Genomic DNA, 18,051 nt, shown 5'->3' with positions numbered 1-18,051 from the left:
TTAGCCTACAGTTAACGGGTATATCACTGAAAACGACTGAAAAGCAGGGAGAACACCATGCAAAAACATATTCTGATCACCTCTATTTTTACCGCAGCAGCACTGTTCACCGTAGCCGGTTGCTCCTCGAACCAGGCGGTTAAAACGACCGATGGCAAAACAATCGTGACCGACGGCAAACCGCAAGTCGATGATGATACAGGCCTGGTGTCGTACAAAAATGCGCAAACGGGTAAGACGGAACAAATTAACCGCGATCAGGTTAAAGATATGAGCGAACTGGATAACTAGTTCAGTTTTCTCCATTCAACCACTCAATAATATTGACTGTTAGCCTGCGGATTAACTGACTAAACTCACTGTTATTACAATAATGCAGTGAAACAGGCTAATCATGATCCTCATCATTTATGCGCATCCCTATCCGCAGCACTCGCATGCGAATAAGCGGATGCTTGAACAGGCAAGGACGCTGGAGGGCGTGGAGATCCGCTCGCTCTACCAGCTCTACCCCGACTTCAATATCGATATTGCCGCTGAACAGGATGCGCTGGCGCGCGCTGATTTGATTATCTGGCAGCATCCTATGCAATGGTATAGCACACCTCCCTTACTCAAGCTGTGGATGGATAAGGTCCTTTCACACGGTTGGGCATATGGCCACGGCGGGACAGCGCTCCACGGTAAACATCTGCTGTGGGCAGTGACGACCGGCGGCGGCGAAAACCACTTTGATATTGGCTCCCATCCCGGATTTGATGTGCTTTCCCAGCCCTTACAGGCAACGGCGCTCTACTGTGGCCTCAAATGGCTGCCGCCGTTTGCGATGCACTGTACGTTTATCTGTGATGATGAAACTCTGCAGGCGCAGGCGCGTCATTACAAACAGCGTCTGTTGGAGTGGCAGGAGGTTCATCATGGATAACCATACGCTAATACAGGCGCTGATTTATCTCGGATCGGCGGCGCTGATTGTCCCCATTGCCGTGCGACTGGGGCTAGGATCAGTGCTGGGGTATCTCATCGCAGGGTGCATTATTGGACCATGGGGTCTGAGGATGGTGACCGACGCTGAATCAATCCTGCATTTTGCCGAGATTGGCGTGGTGTTGATGCTGTTTGTCATCGGTCTGGAGCTGGATCCGCAACGTTTGTGGAAACTGCGGGCCTCGGTGTTCGGTGGTGGTGCGCTGCAGATGGTGGTATGCGGCGGTCTGATTGGTTTGTTCTGTATGTTCCTCGGCCTTCGCTGGCAGGTAGCGGAACTGATCGGCATGACGCTGGCGCTTTCCTCCACGGCTATTGCTATGCAGGCGATGAATGAGCGAAACCTGATGGTTTCGCAAATGGGACGCAGCGCGTTTGCCGTGCTGTTGTTCCAGGATATCGCCGCTATTCCTCTGGTGGCGATGATCCCATTACTTGCGGCGAGCGGCGCATCGACAACGCTTGGGGCGTTTGCGCTCTCCGCCCTTAAAGTGGCGAGCGCCCTGGTGCTGGTGGTGTTGCTGGGGCGTTATGTGACGCGTCCGGCCTTGCGTTTTGTCGCTCGCTCTGGCCTGCGGGAAGTATTCAGTGCCGTTGCGCTGTTCCTCGTTTTTGGCTTCGGTCTGCTGTTGGAAGAGGTTGGACTGTCGATGGCGATGGGGGCGTTCCTGGCTGGCGTGCTGCTGGCAAGCTCTGAGTATCGTCACGCGCTGGAAAGCGATATCGAGCCATTTAAAGGGCTGCTGCTGGGACTGTTTTTCATCGGCGTCGGGATGTCTATCGACTTTGGTACGCTGATTGATAATCCCTTGCGCATTATCATTCTGTTGGTCGGTTTCCTGGTTATCAAAACCGTCATGCTGTGGCTGATAGCGAAACCCTTACAGGTGCCGAACAAGCAGCGCAGATGGTTTGCCGTGTTATTAGGGCAGGGCAGTGAGTTTGCCTTCGTGGTGTTTGGCGCGGCGCAAATGGCAAACGTGCTTGATCCTGATTGGGCGAAATCTCTGACGCTGGCGGTGGCGCTGTCGATGGCGGCGACGCCGATTTTACTGGTAATTCTGACGCGTCTGGAAAAATCGGCGACCGGTGAAGAGCGGGAAGCAGATGAAATCGACGAGGAACAACCTCGGGTGATCATCGCCGGGTTTGGGCGATTTGGTCAGATAACCGGTCGTCTGTTGTTGTCAAGCGGGGTCAAAATGGTGGTTCTTGATCATGACCCGGACCATATCGAAACGCTGCGTAAATTCGGCATGAAGGTTTTCTATGGCGATGCGACGCGGATGGATCTGCTGGAGTCTGCCGGGGCGGCTAAAGCTGAAGTTATTATTAACGCCATTGACGATCCGCAAACCAGCCTGCAACTGACCGAAATGGTGAAACAGTATTTCCCGCATCTGCAAATTATTGCCCGTGCGCGCGATGTGGATCATTACATCCGCCTGCGCCAGGCTGGCGTGGAGATGCCGGAACGTGAAACCTTTGAGGGCGCGCTGAAGACCGGACGTTTGGCACTGGAAGGTCTTGGGCTTGGACGCTATGAAGCGCGTGAGCGGGCCGATGTATTCCGCCGCTTCAACACGCTGATGGTTGAGGAGATGGTGAAAGGGGAAAATGACGCAACGTCCCGCGCGGCGGTATATAAACGCACCAGCGAAATGCTGAGTGAAATTATTGCGGAAGATCGTCAGCACTTATCATTAATTCAACGCCATGGCTGGCAAGGCACGGATGAAGGTAAGCATACGGGCGACGTCGCCGATGAGCCGGAAGTGAAACCGTCAGCATAGGGTAAAAAATGTGATGTTCTGCAAACTTTACTGCTAATTGGCTGTTTTTGAACTACTGTAATGCTGGCGTACCACCTTAAATAGGTCGGTTCGCCAGCAGAACGGAAAATTTTCATGCTCATCCTCTTTCCGCCAGTCGACGAAAGATTGCGCTTTCCGTATAGTGGCGACAATTTTTTTGTATCCGGGAAACATTCAATGATCAGTCTGATTGCGGCGTTAGCGGTAGATCGCGTCATCGGTATGGAAAATGCCATGCCATGGAACCTACCTGCCGATCTCGCCTGGTTTAAACGTAATACCTTAAACAAGCCGGTTGTCATGGGACGCCACACGTGGGAATCCATCGGGCGACCGTTGCCAGGGCGTAAAAATATCGTCATCAGCAGCAAGCCTGGCACCGACGAACGCGTGCAGTGGGTGAAGTCTGTTGAGGAAGCGATCGCGGCCTGTGGCGATGAACCTGAAATTATGGTTATTGGCGGTGGGCGTGTGTATGAGCAATTCCTGCCGAAAGCGCAGAAACTGTATCTGACACACATTGATGCGGAAGTTGAAGGGGATACGCATTTCCCGGACTACGAACCGGATGACTGGGAATCGGTGTTCAGTGAATTCCACGATGCTGACGCGCAAAACTCCCACAGCTACTGCTTCGAGATTTTGGAACGTCGTTAATGTGGATGCCTGATGGCGTTGCGCTAATCAGGCCTACAGATTGCACATTCGTCTGCCGGATCAGGTGTAAGCACCGCCATCCGGCAGACGACTATCAGGCGTTGACGGCCTCGCCGGGATCCAGATTCAGATGGCGATTTGATGGCTGTACAAAGTACTGTTTGTCTTCCCAGCGCAGACAGGTGAGATCCCCGCCCCAGCAACACCCCGTATCTAACGCGTAAATACCTTCTGGCGTGCCTTTGCCCTCCAGCGATGCCCAGTGCCCGAATGCAATGCTATAGGCTTCACTGACAGGTCCAGGAATGGCAAACCACGGCTTCAGCGGGGCAGGCGCATCTTCTGGCGACTCTTTGCTGTACATGTCCAACTGACCGTTGGGGAAGCAGTAACGCATGCGGGTAAACGCGTTGGTAATAAAACGCAGGCGCGCCAGCCCCGTCAGCTCCGGGGTCCAGTTATTTGGCATGTCGCCGTACATGGCATCAAGAAAGAATGGATAAGAGTCGCTCGACAGCACGGCTTCAACATCGCGAGCACAGTCCTTCGCCGTCTGCAGATCCCACTGTGGGGTAATCCCTGCATGCGCCATGACCAGTTTCTTCTCTTCATCAACCTGCAACAGCGGCTGGCGACGTAGCCAGTTAAGCAGCGTGTCAGCATCCGGTGCCTCAAGCAGCGGCGTGAGCCGGTCTTTCGGTTTATTACGGCTGATGCCAGCAAACACGGCCAACAGGTGTAAATCGTGATTACCGAGGACTAACCGTACGCTGTCGCCCAGCGATTTAACGTAGCGCAAAACGTCTAACGACCCTGGCCCACGCGCGACCAGATCGCCGGTGAGCCATAAGGTGTCTTGTTCTGGATTAAAGTCAACCTGGTGCAGCAAGGCTACCAGTTCATCGTAACAACCGTGAACGTCGCCAATGAGGTATGTTGCCATAGCTATTGTTTTAATGAATGAGTGTAGGAACGGCGAGTCGGAACACGGGAATGTCGATAGTAAAGGCGATCCCTTGTTCATCGATCATTTCGTAATGACCCTGCATGGTGCCCAGCGGTGTTTCAATCACCGCACCGCTGGTGTACTGGTACTCTTCGCCAGGTTCGATGTGGGGCTGAACGCCAACCACGCCTTCGCCCTGAACTTCGGTTTCACGGCCATGACCATTGGTGATCAACCAATAACGCCCCAACAGCTGCACAGGCGCTCGCCCCAAATTGCGGATAGTCACGGTATAAGCAAAAACGTAACGTTCATCATCAGGTGAGGATTGCGCCTCAATGTAGACGCTTTGTACCTGAATGCACACTCGGGGCGAATTGATCATGTTTAACTCTCCTTCGATGGCGCGTTTTCTGACAGATAGTTAGCCATCCGGCAGTATTGCGCGACAGAGATATTTTCCGCTCGCATCGCCGGATCAACGCCCAGCTCTGTTAGTACTTCAACGCTAAACAGGTTGCCGAGACTATTACGTACCGTTTTGCGACGCTGATTAAACGCTTCAGTGGTAATACGGCTCAGCACACGAACATCTTTAACGGGGTACGGCATTGTCGCGTGAGGGACCAGACGTACCACGGCGGAATCGACTTTAGGCGCAGGCGTAAATGCGGATGGCGGCACTTCAAGTACCGGGATCACATTGCAGTAATACTGCGCCATGACGCTTAATCGACCATACGCTTTACTGTTTGGCCCTGCAACCAGACGGTTGACCACCTCTTTTTGCAACATGAAATGCATGTCGGCGATGGCATCAGTATAGGAAAAAAGATGGAACATGAGCGGCGTGGAGATGTTGTACGGCAGGTTGCCGAATACGCGCAGCGGCTGACCCATCGTTTGTGCGAGTTCGCCGAAGTTCATGGTCATGGCATCTTGCTGATAAATAGTCAGCTTCGGCCCTAAAAACGGGTGTGTTTGCAGGCGGGCGGCGAGATCGCGGTCCAGCTCAATGACCGTGAGCTTGTCCAGGCGTTCGCCTACAGGTTCGGTCAACGCTGCCAGGCCCGGGCCGATTTCGACCATAGCCTGACCTTTCTGCGGGTTGATAGCAGAGACAATACTTTCGATCACAAACTGATCGTTGAGGAAGTTTTGCCCGAAACGTTTACGGGCTAAGTGGCCCTGATGGACTCGATTATTCATTGGTATTAACAATCATTTTGATGGCGAGATTAAGCGCCGTAATAAAACTGCCGACATCTGCTTGCCCACGACCCGCAAGTTCAAGCGCGGTGCCGTGATCGACGGATGTGCGAATAAAGGGCAGGCCCAGCGTGATATTCACACCGCGACCAAATCCCTGGTATTTTAGCACGGGGAGACCCTGATCGTGGTACATTGCCAGCACGGCATCCGCGTGGTCGAGATATTTGGGCTGAAACAGCGTATCTGCGGGCAGCGGGCCGTTTAATTTCATCCCCTGCGCACGCAGTTCATCAAGGACCGGAATGAGGGTGTCTATCTCTTCCGTTCCCATATGACCACCTTCACCGGCATGCGGGTTAAGACCGCACACCAGAATATGCGGATCGGCAATGCCAAACTTGGTGCGCAAATCATGATGCAAAATACCGATCACTTCCTTAAGCAGAGCAGGCGTAATGGCATCGGCAACGGCTCTGAGCGGCAAATGAGTGGTTGCCAGGGCAACGCGCAGCGTTTCAGTCGCCAGCATCATGACGACTTTCTTCGCCTGTGAGCGCTCTTCAAAAAACTCGGTATGTCCAGTAAACGGGACGCCTGCGTCATTGATTACGCCCTTGTGCACCGGACCGGTAATCAGCGCCGCAAACTCACCTTGCAGACAACCATCGCAGGCGCGAGCCAGCGTATCCACCACATATTGTCCGTTCTCTACCGCCAACTGACCCGCGATAACAGGCGCCCGCAGAGCAATCGGCAACAGCGTCAACGTACCTGCTGATTGCGGTCTGGCTGGGGTATCTGGAGAGTATGGGAGGAGTGAAAGCGGTAAACCGAGCATTGCTGCCCGGTCACTGAGGAGTGCGGCATCCGCACAGACAACGAGTTCTACAGGCCACTCACGTTGGGCGAGCTGAACCACCAGGTCCGGGCCAATCCCGGCGGGTTCGCCGGGAGTGATCACAACGCGTTGAATACGAGTCATTAGTTGCTCAGAACTTTAACGTAGGCGCTGGCGCGCTGTTCCTGCATCCAGGTTGCCGCTTCTTCCGAGAATTTACGGTTCATCAGCATACGATAAGCTCTGTCTTTCTGCGCCGCGTCAGTTTTATCAACGTTACGCGTGTCCAGCAGCTCGATCAGATGCCACCCGAAAGAGGAGTGCACCGGGGTACTCATCTGGCCTTTGTGAAGTTTGGTCAGCGCATCGCGGAAAGCGGGATCGAAAATATCCGCTGCAGCCCAGCCCAGATCGCCGCCCTGGTTGGCAGAACCCGGATCCTGAGAAAATTCTTTAGCCGCTGCCGCGAAGGTTGTTTTACCGCTCTTAATATCAGCTGCGATTTGTTCCAGCTTCAGACGCGCCTGTTGATCGGTCATGATCGGCGATGGCTTGAGCAGAATATGGCGGGCATGAACTTCAGTCACGGAGATGCTCTGGCTTTGACCACGCATATCGTTAACTTTCAGGATGTGGAAGCCGACACCAGAACGAATTGGGCCGATGATATCGCCTTTTTTCGCGGTGCTTAGCGCCTGGGCAAAGATGCCCGGCAGCTCCTGAATACGTCCCCAACCCATCTGGCCGCCTTTCAGCGCCTGCTGGTCAGCGGAATAGGTGATAGCCAGTTTGCCGAAATCGCTACCGTTACGCGCTTCATCAACAACAGAGCGCGCCTGACTTTCAGCCGCGTTAACCTGGTCAGAAGTTGGGTTTTCCGGTAATGGGATCAGAATGTGGCTCAGGTTCAGCTCGGTGCTGGCATCGTTTTGGTTGCCGACCTGCTGCGCCAGGGCATCCACTTCCTGAGGCAGGATAGTAACGCGACGGCGAACTTCGTTGTTCCGCACTTCAGAGATGGTCATCTCTTTGCGGATCTGGCTACGATAGGTCGAATAGCTTAAGCCATCCTGTGCCAGACGGCTGCGCATCTGATCCAGCGTCATGTTGTTTTGCTTGGCGATGTTGGCAATTGCCTGATCCAGTTGCTCGTCAGAGATTTTAACACCCATCTTCTGACCCATCTGCAGGAGGATTTGATCCATGATCAAACGTTCCAGGATCTGATGACGCAGCGTGGCGTCGTCCGGTAATTGTTGACCAGCCTGACCCGCATTAAGTTTTACTGACTGCATTAAGCCATCGACGTCGCTTTCCAGAACGACGCCGTTATTGACGACGGCTGCGACTTTATCGACTACCTGTGGGGCAGCGAAACTGGTATTCGCGATCATGGCGATACCGAGAAGCAGCGTTTTCCAGTTCTTCATACTTTTTCCATTTCAATTAACCGCAAAGCGGATTACGTTGTAAATCAATCAGATCATAAAGAGCTTTGATACGGTAAAATGTTCGAACGCAACATTTGGTTGGTGCCGAGACCGTAGTTGGAACTCAGGCCGCGTAGTTCGATATTAAAGCCGATCGTGTTGTCATAAATCGCGTGCTGCTGTTTGTCATCCCAGCCGTTCAGCTTACGTTCGTAGCCGAAGCGAATGGCGTAACAGCAGGAGTTGTACTGCAGGCCCAGCATGGAATCTGCTTCTTTGTTCACGTTGGTATCAAAGTAGTAAGCCCCGACAATCGACCAGCGATCGGCGATCGGGAAGCTTGCTACCGCGCCCACCTGTGAAATCCCGTTTTCATATTGTGGTTTAGTCACATCACGGGAAGGCACTGCAGCCTGAATATACTCCGGGCTGGCATAACGGTAGTTCAGCTGCAGCATACGGTTTTCGTCGCGACGATATTCGATGCTGCTGTTGCTGGTTGCGATGCTGTCCAGACGGGTATCGTACTGGATCCCACTGCGTAAACCCCAGCGATCGGAGATGCGCCAGTAGGTGTCACCTGCCCATACCAATGAGCCTGTTTTGTCGTCATTCTCCCATTCGATATGGTCATCGCCGGTGCGAGACTCGGTGAAATAGTAGATTTGACCCACAGAAATATTAAAACGTTCAACGGCAGCGTCATCATAAACGCGAGATGTGACCCCGGTCGTTACCTGGTTGGCAGACGCGATGCGGTCCAGACCGCCATAGGTACGATCACGGAACAGGCCGCTGTAGTCAGATTGCAGCAGGGACGAGTCATAGTTATAGATATGACTTTGGTCGCGATACGGTACATACAGGTACTGCGCACGGGGCTCCAGCGTTTGGGTATAGCCCGGCGCTAACATGTTCATATCGCGCTCGAAGATCATCTTGCCGTCAACTTTAAACTGCGGCATGACGCGGTTGGCTGAATCATCAAGCTTGTTAACGTTACGCGGGTTGCTGTTGTACCAATCCAGGTTAGTCTGCTGATAGTGCGTAGCCAGCAGCTTAGCTTCGGTATTGATACTTCCCCAGTTATTCGACAATGGCAGGTTGATGGTCGGTTCGAGGTGAACACGCGTTGCTTCCGGCATGTTGTCGTTGGTATTAACGAAATGGACTGCCTGACCATAGATACGGGTGTCAAACGGACCCACATCATTCTGGTAGTAGTTGACGTCTAACTGCGGCTGAGCGGAATAGCTACTGTTGTTCTGATCGTCAAAGACCTGGAACTGCTTGGTCGAAACTGTCGCATCAAAGTTTTGTACCGCATAGCCGACGCTGAATTTTTGCGTGGCGTAGCCGTCGGTACTGGAACCGTACTTGTTGTCAAAGTCGTTAAAGTAGCTGGAGTCACTGACCTTGGTGTAGTCGACGTTAAAACGCCACACCTGATCCATTACACCGGCGTGCTGCCAGTAGAACAGCCAGCGGCGGGAATTGTCATCCTTCGGATGTTCATCCTCGTACACTTTATCGGAATTCAGGTAGTCGAACTCCATCAGACCTGCGCCCGCCTGGGTGAGGTAGCGGAATTCGTTCTCCCACATGATACCGCCACGACGGTGCATATAATGCGGCGTGATGGTGGCGTCCATATTGGGCGCAATGTTCCAATAATACGGGAGATAGAACTCAAAATAGTTATTGGTAGAGTATTTTGCGTTCGGGATCAGGAAACCAGAGCGACGCTTATCGCCGACGGGTAACTGTAAATAAGGACTGTAAAATACCGGAACCGGACCCAGTTTAAAACGGGCGTTCCAGATCTCTGCGACCTGTTCTTCACGGTCGTGAATGACTTCGCTACCGACGACGCTCCAGGTATTGGAACCTGGCAGACAAGAGGTGAAGCTACCGTTTTCCAGAATGGTATAGCGGTTTTCCCCACGCTGCTTCATCAGATCGGCTTTTCCGCGCCCCTGACGGCCTACCATCTGATAATCACCTTCCCAGATGTTGGTATCTTTGGTATTCAGATTAGACCAGCCCTTCGGCCCCTTCAGAATAACCTGATTGTCATCATAATGGACATTGCCAAGCGCATCGACGGTACGAACTGGCTCCGGCTGGCCTTCTGCCTGCTTCTGATGAAGCTGCACTTCGTCGGCCTGCAGGCGGCTGTTACCCTGTGCGATGTCCACATTGCCAGTAAACACCGCGTCATCCGGGTAATTCCCTTTCGCGTTGTCAGCAGTGATGGTGACGGGTAATTCATTGGTCTCGCCCTGTACCAGAGGACGGTCATAGCTTGGCACGCCCAGCATACACTGTGAGGCGAGATCGGCTGCCAGACCCTGATGGCTATAGAGGGCGCTGGCAATCATGGTGGCCAGAAGAGTGGGAATACGTTTTTTCATACGTTGTATTTATTGTTCCATCATCAGTAGCGTCGCGCGTGACAAACGGTCACAGCCTAACTTATCTCATCTTCACTTCGCTAGTATTAATCCTGCCCATTTTATCCCGCCACCTTTCAAGCTGCATCTTCGTTTCAGACGAATTGGTCACTGCGTTGCCGCCTTATTGCAACTCGAAATCCTACGGGTATAGCGTTTGTGGTGTTAGGCACGGCATAGAATGACAGGTATGATAATGCAAATTATAGGCGATGTCCCACAATTGACCGCAGCCGTAAATCGGTAAAAGCACCTTATATTGTGGGACATATCCTGGCTGAGAGCAGAAAGATTTGGGGAGTCTATGCAGTATTGGGGAAAGATAATTGGTGTCGCCGTGGCCTTAATGATGGGCGGCGGCTTCTGGGGTGTGGTTCTGGGCCTGTTAGTTGGCCACATGTTCGACAAAGCCCGCATGCGCAAAATGGCGTGGTTTGCCAACCAGCGTGAACGCCAGGCGCTGTTTTTTGCCACCACTTTTGAGGTGATGGGGCATCTGACCAAATCCAAAGGTCGCGTCACGGAAGCCGATATCCATATCGCCAGTCAATTGATGGATCGAATGAATTTGCACGGCGACTCGCGTACCGCCGCGCAACATGCCTTCCGGGTGGGAAAATCGGACAATTACCCATTACGTGAAAAAATGCGTCAGTTTCGCAGCGTCTGTTTTGGTCGCTTCGATCTGATCCGCATGTTTCTGGAGATTCAGATCCAGGCGGCTTTTGCCGATGGGTCGTTGCATCCGAACGAGCGTGAAGTGCTGTATGTGATTGCTGAAGAGTTGGGGATCTCACGTACCCAGTTTGATCAGTTTCTGCGCATGATGCAGGGCGGCGCCCAGTTTGGCGGCGGATATCAGCAGCAGTCCGGCGGCGGTGGCTGGCAGCAGACGCAACGCGGTCCGACGCTGGAAGACGCCTGCAATGTGCTGGGTGTGAAAGCGACCGATGATGCGACCACCATTAAGCGCGCATACCGTAAGCTGATGAGCGAGCACCATCCGGACAAACTGGTGGCGAAAGGCCTGCCGCCAGAAATGATGGAAATGGCGAAGCAAAAAGCGCAGGAAATTCAAAAAGCTTACGAGTTAATTAAAGAACAGAAAGGTTTTAAATAATCGTTATGCCGGGTGGCAGCTAGCGCCTTATCCGGCCTACGTTAATGACTGTAGGCCGGGCAAGCGAAGCCCACCGGCCTAAATGGGACCTGCGTTTAAAAATCTGCCGGAACTTTAAACGTCATACTGTTGCCGTATTCGGGATGCGTGATAGTTAACATCTCTGCGTGCAGCAGCAGGCGCGGCGCTAACGCCAGGGCCTGTGGCGGGGCGTAGAAGCGGTCGCCCAGGATCGGATGCCCTAATGCCAGCATATGCACACGTAACTGGTGGGAGCGTCCGGTAATGGGTTTGAGCACGACCCGGGCGGTGTTATCTTCCGCAAACTCCACCACTTCATACTCGGTCTGCGCCGATTTTCCGGTCTCATAACACACTTTCTGCTTTGGCCGATTCGGCCAGTCGCAAATCAGCGGTAAATCAACCAGCCCCTCGGCCGGAGCGGGATGTCCCCAGACGCGTGCGACATACTGTTTCTTCGGCTCGCGTTCGCGAAACTGGCGCTTTAGCTCGCGCTCTGCCGCTTTAGTTAGCGCCACTACAATCACGCCGCTGGTTGCCATATCCAGACGATGTACGGATTCAGCCTGCGGATAATCGCGCTGAATACGCGTCATCACGCTGTCTTTGTGTTCATCCAGACGACCCGGCACGGACAACAAGCCGCTCGGCTTGTTGACCACCATAATGTGCTCATCCTGATACAGGATAACCAGCCAGGGTTCCTGCGGCGGATTATAGTTTTCCATCCCCATGTCTGGCTCCGTTACTGATGCGTCACGACGATCAGGCGCAGGGCATCCAGACGCCATCCCGCCTGATCCAGGCTTTCCATCACCAGCTGACGATTGCTTTCAATGGCGCTGAGTTCGTCATCACGGATGTTCGGGTTAACGGCACGCAGCGCTTCCAGACGGGAGAGTTCAGCCGTCAGCTTCTCGTCCGCCTCTTTACGCGCCGCGTCGATCAGCGCGCGGGCCGATTTTTCTACCTGCGCTTCACCGAGTTGCAGAATGGCATGCACATCCTGCTGTACGGCGTTGACCAGTTTACTGCCGGTGTGGCGGTTAACGGCACTGAGCTGACGGTTAAAGGTTTCGAATTCAACCTGCGCGGCAAGGTTGTTGCCGTTTTTGTCCAGCAGCATGCGTACCGGGGTTGGCGGCAGGAAGCGGTTTAACTGCAGCTGTTTTGGCGCTTGCGCTTCAACGACGTAGACCAGTTCAACCAGCAGAGTACCGACTGGTAATGCTTTGTTTTTCAGCAAAGAAATGGTGCTGCTTCCGGTGTCGCCGGAGAGGATCAGATCCAGACCATTACGGATCAGCGGATGCTCCCAGGTAATAAACTGCGCGTCTTCACGCGACAGGGCAACATCACGCTCAAACGTAATGGTACAGCCATCTTCCGGCAGCCCTGGGAAATCCGGCACCAGCATATGATCGGACGGTGTCAGCACGATCAAATTGTCGCCACGGTCATCCTGATTAATACCAACGATAACAAACAGGTTCATGGCGAAGGCGATCAGGCTGGTATCGTCGTCCTGTTCTTCAATACTCTCAGCCAGCGCCAGCGCTTTTTCGCCGCCGTTAGAGTGGATCTCCAGCAGGCGATCGCGACCTTGCTCCAGCTGTGCTTTCAGCGCGTCATGCTGTTCGCGACAGGTTTTGATCAGATCGTCAAAGCCATCGGTGTTTTCTGGCTCAGCCAGGTAGCCGATCAGATTGTTATATACCGTGTCATAGATGGTACGTCCGGTCGGGCAAGTGTGTTCGAACGCATCCAGACCTTCGTGGTACCAACGCACCAGCACGGATTGCGCGGTTTTTTCCAGGTATGGAACGTGGATCTGGATATCATGCACCTGACCAATACGGTCCAGACGGCCAATACGCTGTTCCAGCAGGTCCGGATTGAACGGCAGATCAAACATCACCAGATGGCTGGCGAACTGGAAGTTACGCCCTTCGGAGCCGATTTCAGAGCACAGCATCACCTGGGCGCCGCTATCTTCTTCGCTAAACCAGGCCGCAGCGCGGTCACGTTCAATGATCGACATCCCTTCATGGAATACGGCGGCGCGGATACCTTCGCGCTCGCGCAGAACCTGCTCCAGCTGAAGCGCAGTGGTGGCTTTCGCACAGATGACCAGAACTTTTTGCGAGCGGTGGCTGGTCAGGTAGCCCATCAGCCATTCCACGCGCGGGTCAAAGTTCCACCAGGTGCCGGTGTCGCCTTCGAATTCCTGATAAATCTGCTCCGGGTAGAGCATGTCGCGCGCGCGGTCTTCCGCGCTCTTACGCGCGCCCATAATGCCGGAGACTTTAATGGCCGTCTGGTATTGGGTTGGCAACGGCAATTTGATGGTATGCAGCTCGCGTTTCGGGAAGCCTTTCACACCGTTACGGGTATTTCGGAACAGCACGCGGCTGGTGCCGTGGCGGTCCATCAGCATCGAAACCAGCTCCTGACGCGCGCTCTGGGCGTCTTCGCTGTCGCTGTTTGCCGCCTGCAATAACGGCTCAATGTCCTGTTCGCCAATCATGTCACCTAACATGTTCAGCTCATTGTTACTCAGCTTGTTGCCAGCCAGTAACATGGCGACGGCATCGGCGACCGGACGGTAATTTTTCTGTTCTTCAACAAACTGGGCGAAATCGTGGAAGCGGCTTGGATCCAGTAGACGCAGGCGCGCAAAGTGGCTTTCCAGGCCCAGCTGTTCCGGCGTTGCGGTCAGCAGCAGGATGCCTGGTACGCGCTCTGCCAGCTGTTCAACGGCCATATATTCACGGCTGGGCGCGTCTTCGCTCCACACCAGGTGATGGGCTTCATCGACAATCAGCAGATCCCATTCGGCATCACACAGGTGCTCCAGACGCTGTTTACTGCGACGGGCAAAGTCCAGCGAACAGATAACCAACTGTTCGGTTTCAAACGGGTTGTAGGCATCGTGCTGCGCTTCTGCATAACGCTCATCATCAAACAGCGCAAAGCGCAGGTTGAAACGACGCAGCATTTCGACCAGCCACTGGTGCTGTAACGTCTCCGGGACGATGATCAGAACGCGCTCCGCGGCGCCTGACAGCAGTTGTTGATGCAGGATCATCCCTGCTTCAATGGTTTTACCTAAACCCACTTCGTCTGCCAGCAACACGCGAGGGGCATGACGACGGCCGACATCATGGGCAATGTTGAGCTGGTGGGGGATCAGGCTGGTACGTTGACCACGCAAACCACTCCACGGCATACGGTACTGTTCGCTCTGAAATTTACGTGCGCGATAGCGCAGCGCAAAGCGGTCCATACGGTCAATCTGGCCGGCAAACAGGCGATCCTGGGGTTTACTGAAAACCAGTTTGCTGTCGAGCAGCACTTCACGCAGCGTTACACCGGTTTCTTCGGTATCAAGGCGGGTTCCGATATAGGCAAGCAGGCCGTTTTCTTCTTTTACTTCATCGACATGCAGTTGCCAGCCTTCATGGCTCGTGATCGTGTCACCAGGATTGAACATCACGCGGGTCACGGGGGAATCACTGCGCGCATACAGACGGTTTTCACCCGTCGATGAGAAAAGTAAAGTGACGGTTCGCGCATCCATGGCGACAACAGTACCAAGTCCCAATTCGCTTTCTGTATCGCTGATCCAGCGTTGACCAAGTGTAAAAGGCATATATGTTCGGCTCTATATCTTTAATTGCAGGCAATACTCGTCATTTTCCGGGCTAGTCCCCGTTATTGAGAGCATACGACCCCGCTACCAGGCTAATAAATCAGTGGTAGGGGTGTTAAATGGGTCCAGGAATGGAAAGGGCGCTATGGTACTGGATGGCGGCGGTTTCGTCACGCGTCAAAATAACCCCAGTTGTCCTGTGAGTAGTGTAGCAAAATTATCGTCAATAAAGGGAAGAATTCCCTCGGCAACCGGCTGGATCTGGCGGGTCAGATAATGCTCGTAATCAAGTGCAGATAGCTGATAATCAACAGGTTCAGGTCCATTTATCGTCCAGACATATTTAATCGTGCCACGATTCTGATACTGCTGCGGACGCCCCAGTTTGACGTTCTGCTCATCGGCGAGCCGCGCGGCGCGAACGTGCGGCGGAACATTCCGCTGGTATTCGCTCAACGGGCGGCGCAGGCGTTTGCGGTACACCAGGTGTTCATCCAGTTCACCCGCCATCAGACGGTCGATAGTCTCGCGAACAAACTCTTGATAAGGCTCGTTACGAAAAATTCGCAGGTACAGCTCCTGCTGAAACTGCTGGGCCAGCGGCGTCCAGTCGGTTCGTACCGTTTCCAGACCTTTAAAGACCATGCGTTGCTCAGCACCTGACTGAATCATTCCGGCGTAGCGTTTTTTGCTGCCGGTATCTGCACCGCGAATCGTCGGCATCAGAAAGCGACAAAAGTGGGTTTCAAATTCCAGCTCCAGCGCGCTGGTCAGGTTTTGCTGCTTCAGCGATTGCGCCCACCAGTTGTTGACATAGCTTACCAGCTCCCGACCAATCCGGGCCGCATCGTCTTCCGAGTGCGCCTTTTTAAGCCAGACAAAGGTGGAGTCGGTGTCGCCATAGATGACGTCGTAACCCTGAGCCTCAATCAGCGCTTTGGTCTGACGCATGATCGCGTGACCGCGCATGGTGATAGACGAAGCCAGCCTCGGGTCGAAAAAGCGGCAGGCGGTGGTGCCAAGCACGCCGTAAAACGCGTTCATGATGATTTTCAGCGCCTGTGAGAGCGGCTTATTGCCGCGGCGTTTGGCTTCATCGCGCCCATGCCAGATCTGGGTAACAATTTCCGGCAGACAGTGCTTTTCGCGTGAGAACCAGGCGTCAAGGAACCCCTCGGTACTGTGTTCCCGATCCGGCTGTGCCATCCCTTCGATAAGTCCCACTGGATCGATCAAAAAAGTACGAATAATTGACGGGTACAGGCTTTTGTAATCCAGCACCAGCACGGAGTCGTACAAACCCGGGCGCGAGTCCATCACGTAGCCACCGGGGCTGGCGTGCGCGGGAACCTCCCCCAGATTCGGTGCCACATAGCCCGCCCGGTGCATTCGCGGTAGGTAGAGATGGCCGAAGGCGGCAACGGAACCGCCGTGCCGGTCGACCGGCAGGCCGTTTACCGTCGATCGTTCCAGCAAAAATGGCATGATCTCGGTTTTATGAAAAATACGCGTGACCAGCTCACAGTCTTTGAGATTGTAGGTGGCGAGTGCGGGCTTATCCTGGGCAAACCGGCGATCTATTTCGTCCATCCTGTCCCAGGGATTATCTATCGACTTCCCTTCGCCCAGCAGCTCCTGTGACACCGTTTCCAGCGAAAAGGATGAGAAATTCCAGAATGCGGATTTAAGCGCCTCAATGCCGTCGATAATCAGGCGACCTTTAGCCTGCGCGAAGAATACGCCGTTTTTGAAGCCATGTTCGCGCCACTCCAGCTCGCTATTGTCACGGCCAAAACGCAGGGGAATGCGGTAACGTTCAGCATGCTTTTGCAGGACGCGTAAATCGAATTGCACGACGTTCCAGCCGATTACCACATCAGGATCGTGACGGGCAATCCAGTCGTTGAGCTTTTCCAGTAACTGCGGGCGGCTTGCGACATATTCAAGTTCAAAATCCAGCGCTGAGGCATCGCCGTTTGCCGGACCGAGCATGTAGACAATACGCTGCCCACAGCCTTCAAGGCCGATACAGTAGAGTTCGCCGTGGCGCGTGGTTTCGATATCCAGCGAGACCCATTTCAGCGGCGGTCGATAGTCAGGGTTTGGCTTCAATCGGGCATTGACCAGCGTACCGTTGTGTCTGTCGCCTTCAACCCACACAGGTGAGGTGATAAAACGCTCCATCAGATACCGTTCCGGCGGACGCACGTCGGCCTCGTAGACGGTAATTGCGTTTTCACGCAGCAGCTTTTCCAGCCGCATGAGCTGGCGATGTGAGCGGCAATACAGGCCGGAAACGGGCTGGCGGTGGAAGTCTTGCAATTGCAGCGGCGTCAGACGATAGCCGTTTTCATTGCGTAATAATGACGCTACGCGAGGAACCTGACTGACAGGAATAAACGCGACCGACTCCTGAGGCGCGAGCGTGACCTGTAGCGGCCCGTCGTCCGTAGCCAGCCAGAATGTGACCTCAGTTCCCTGCGGGGTGTCCCGCCAGTGCCGGGTTAAAATAAAGCCTGCCTGCGCCACGCTGCGTACCCATTAAAAAACCAGGCATTATTATAGCCTGGTTTACACGATTGTACTGTTATTTTGTACAGTTAAAAATGAGAGCTGCGGGAAGTTATTGTGACAGTAACAGTAAAATGCCCTCCGCAGTAAAAGTGTTACAGGATAGGCTTTGATATTTAATAAATGAATGCCTTAATTGAAAACTCTTCCTTTAATTATTTTATTGGCCTGTCATGGCTATTTGTATCTATTATTCTTTTGTAATTATATTTGTTTCATAAATTGGAAGTCCGTTTCAGGATTTTTATGTCATTTTCGGAATCGTGCTCGTACGGTTTTGTTACTCATCCCTCGGTTCAGGAAAAATGGTTATTTTTTTTATTTGTTTTTATTCATGGTTAGTGTAACTA

The 18,051-nt window shown here is 53.5% G+C and carries 14 protein-coding genes; 5 read left to right on the top strand and 9 right to left on the bottom strand.

Annotated features, from left to right (window positions below; genetic code table 11):
* Positions 1-57 precede the first annotated feature (57 nt).
* From BZK42_RS14910 to folA, 4 genes are all read left to right on the top strand, one after another.
* The gene (locus tag BZK42_RS14910; RefSeq protein ID WP_003018880.1) at positions 58-291 is read left to right on the top strand and encodes a YgdI/YgdR family lipoprotein; all 234 of its coding nucleotides are present in this window, start codon (positions 58-60) and stop codon (positions 289-291) included.
* A gap of 103 nt (positions 292-394) precedes the next feature.
* Positions 395-925 (top strand): glutathione-regulated potassium-efflux system oxidoreductase KefF, encoded by a 531-nt coding sequence (gene kefF / locus BZK42_RS14905; RefSeq protein ID WP_006686662.1) that lies wholly within the window; start codon positions 395-397, stop codon positions 923-925.
* Positions 918-2,780: a glutathione-regulated potassium-efflux system protein KefC gene (kefC, locus tag BZK42_RS14900; protein ID WP_016151661.1), complete on the top strand. Its 1,863-nt coding sequence runs from the start codon at positions 918-920 to the stop codon at positions 2,778-2,780. Before kefF ends, kefC begins: the two co-directional genes overlap by 8 nt.
* Positions 2,781-2,978: 198 nt before the next feature.
* Positions 2,979-3,458, top strand: coding sequence for a type 3 dihydrofolate reductase (gene folA, locus BZK42_RS14895; RefSeq protein ID WP_143329700.1), 480 nt, complete (start codon positions 2,979-2,981; stop codon positions 3,456-3,458).
* 94 nt (positions 3,459-3,552) lie between these two features.
* On the opposite strand, the gene apaH is transcribed toward folA, so the two are convergent.
* From apaH to lptD, 6 genes are read right to left on the bottom strand one after another with little or no spacing between them, the layout of a single operon-like run.
* Positions 3,553-4,401, bottom strand: coding sequence for a bis(5'-nucleosyl)-tetraphosphatase (symmetrical) ApaH (gene apaH, locus BZK42_RS14890; protein WP_016151663.1), 849 nt, complete (start codon positions 4,399-4,401; stop codon positions 3,553-3,555).
* A gap of 10 nt (positions 4,402-4,411) precedes the next feature.
* Complete coding sequence (gene apaG, locus BZK42_RS14885; protein WP_003018867.1) at positions 4,412-4,789, bottom strand: Co2+/Mg2+ efflux protein ApaG; 378 nt, start codon at positions 4,787-4,789, stop codon at positions 4,412-4,414.
* Between the two features lie 2 nt (positions 4,790-4,791).
* Positions 4,792-5,613 (bottom strand): 16S rRNA (adenine(1518)-N(6)/adenine(1519)-N(6))-dimethyltransferase RsmA, encoded by an 822-nt coding sequence (gene rsmA, locus BZK42_RS14880; protein WP_003018865.1) that lies wholly within the window; start codon positions 5,611-5,613, stop codon positions 4,792-4,794.
* Complete coding sequence (pdxA, locus tag BZK42_RS14875) at positions 5,606-6,598, bottom strand: 4-hydroxythreonine-4-phosphate dehydrogenase PdxA (protein ID WP_080859382.1); 993 nt, start codon at positions 6,596-6,598, stop codon at positions 5,606-5,608. Before pdxA ends, rsmA begins: the two co-directional genes overlap by 8 nt.
* Positions 6,598-7,884, bottom strand: coding sequence for a peptidylprolyl isomerase SurA (gene surA / locus BZK42_RS14870; protein ID WP_016155672.1), 1,287 nt, complete (start codon positions 7,882-7,884; stop codon positions 6,598-6,600). The genes pdxA and surA overlap by 1 nt, the downstream gene beginning before the upstream one ends.
* 53 nt (positions 7,885-7,937) lie before the next feature.
* Positions 7,938-10,298 carry an LPS assembly protein LptD gene (gene lptD, locus BZK42_RS14865; RefSeq protein WP_080859381.1) on the bottom strand — a complete coding sequence of 787 codons (2,361 nt, stop codon included), beginning with the start codon at positions 10,296-10,298 and terminating at the stop codon, positions 7,938-7,940.
* A gap of 343 nt (positions 10,299-10,641) precedes the next feature.
* On the opposite strand from lptD, the gene djlA reads away from it, so the two are divergent.
* A complete protein-coding gene (gene djlA / locus BZK42_RS14860; protein ID WP_046276044.1) occupies positions 10,642-11,457 on the top strand; it encodes a co-chaperone DjlA in 816 nt (271 codons plus the stop codon).
* 95 nt (positions 11,458-11,552) lie between these two features.
* Here djlA and rluA read toward each other — a convergent pair whose 3' ends face one another.
* The 3 genes from rluA to polB all read right to left on the bottom strand — a co-directional run bounded on the left by rluA (position 11,553) and on the right by polB (position 17,659).
* The gene (gene rluA, locus BZK42_RS14855; RefSeq protein ID WP_016151668.1) at positions 11,553-12,212 is read right to left on the bottom strand and encodes a bifunctional tRNA pseudouridine(32) synthase/23S rRNA pseudouridine(746) synthase RluA; all 660 of its coding nucleotides are present in this window, start codon (positions 12,210-12,212) and stop codon (positions 11,553-11,555) included.
* Between the two features lie 11 nt (positions 12,213-12,223).
* On the bottom strand, positions 12,224-15,130 hold the full coding sequence (gene rapA / locus BZK42_RS14850; RefSeq protein ID WP_080859380.1) for an RNA polymerase-associated protein RapA: 2,907 nt from the start codon (positions 15,128-15,130) through the stop codon (positions 12,224-12,226).
* A 177-nt stretch (positions 15,131-15,307) separates the two neighbouring features.
* The gene (gene polB / locus BZK42_RS14845) at positions 15,308-17,659 is read right to left on the bottom strand and encodes a DNA polymerase II (RefSeq protein ID WP_080859379.1); all 2,352 of its coding nucleotides are present in this window, start codon (positions 17,657-17,659) and stop codon (positions 15,308-15,310) included.
* Positions 17,660-18,051 lie beyond the last annotated feature (392 nt).

The organism is Citrobacter braakii, from assembly GCF_002075345.1.
Lineage (GTDB): Bacteria > Pseudomonadota > Gammaproteobacteria > Enterobacterales > Enterobacteriaceae > Citrobacter > Citrobacter braakii.
This window is presented reverse-complemented; position numbering and strand designations above follow the sequence as displayed.